Raw genomic sequence first — 1,278 nt, 5'->3', positions numbered from 1 at the left:
TGTAATCCTGTAATCCTGTAATCCTGTAATTATAAAATCCTATGATTTTATGATTCTGTAATCTTTTAAGGCTATGGCCAAGAAACTCTGTGTTGCCGTTGTTTCCATTGCAGCGTCACCCATTAACTCGCCGCGCCTAACATAGCCTCGCCTTGGTCTGCGGCAAGTATTCGCTACCGCCGGCTGCTTTACCCGTTCGCACTCCCTCCACGTTGTTCCAGTCGCTTGCGCATGCGGCTTCAGCAGCCGTACCTGCCTCATCCCTTGCCGGCGTGGCTAGTTCTTGCGCTATGGCGAGAAATGGGTTCTCGCCTCCATAGGGAGACAACACCGTGAACAACCAACTTTCCTTCGATGCTTTGCTGACAACTGAAGCGCCAGTGAAAAATGAATCAAGAACCACGCCCAGTGAAGCCAGGAAACTATTTATCAAAACGTTCTCGTGCGTTGCTACTTACCATCGGCGCCTCGATGTTTTCCGTGACTTTATTCGGCTGGCTTCTAATGAACTTGACCTGGCACGCGTGCGATCGGAGGAGGGGAGGGAAGAGGCAATGCAGATTTGTAAACGGTATGAGGCTGCCGATTTAGAAAAGATGCACCATTTGTTCTGTTTCCTGGTTGATGCGTTGGAAGCTGGAATGCATGACCTGTTGGGGGGGGTATTCATGGAACTGGAATTCGGCGCCGCATCAATGGGGCAGTTTTTCACGCCGCTTGAACTTTCGCGCTTGATGGCAAGGCTGACAATCGGAGAACACGTTAACGAGCTGAAACAGCGACCGTTTATTACGTTGGATGAGCCGGCCAGCGGATCGGGAGGGATGGTGATCGCTGTGGCCGAGCACTTGTTAACGCAAGGCTATAACCCGCAGCAGCAGTTGTATATTCGTTGTACTGATATCGATCCGATGGCCGCCGATATGTGTTTTGTACAGCTCGCATTATTGGGGTTGCCTGCAACAGTTTATACCGGCAATACCTTATCCATGAGTATGTCGAAGGTTCGCCATACGCCGATTTATTACATTAATGGATGGGGTGAGAAACTTCGCTTGCTTGATATCGCAACTCGATTCCAAAAAGTGCTGCAAGCGGTTTAGTTTTAGGGAAGGGGAGACAATTCTCCCCTTTTTGCTATTGGTTTCCGGCGACGTTGAGTCGCCAAAAACCAACGATCGGTCGCTTGCAGCCGGCGATGCCGGCGCCGCTTTCACTGCCCGGCCGCTTGTGCGGCCGTTCGCTAAGGCAGCCAGGCTAAAGGCCTGGCACTTTCTG

The 1,278-nt window shown here is 51.3% G+C and carries 1 protein-coding gene; it reads left to right on the top strand.

What is annotated here, in order from left to right:
- Positions 1-332 precede the first annotated feature (332 nt).
- Positions 333-1,103, top strand: a complete 771-nt coding sequence (locus QOL81_RS25755; RefSeq protein ID WP_128885024.1) for an N-6 DNA methylase — start codon at positions 333-335, stop codon at positions 1,101-1,103.
- The last annotated feature ends 175 nt before the right edge of the window (positions 1,104-1,278 follow it).

Source organism: Serratia sp. CC22-02, assembly GCF_900182895.1.
Lineage (GTDB): Bacteria > Pseudomonadota > Gammaproteobacteria > Enterobacterales > Enterobacteriaceae > Serratia > Serratia nevei.
Note: the sequence above shows the minus strand (reverse complement) of the source record. Positions and strands in the feature narration are given on the sequence as shown.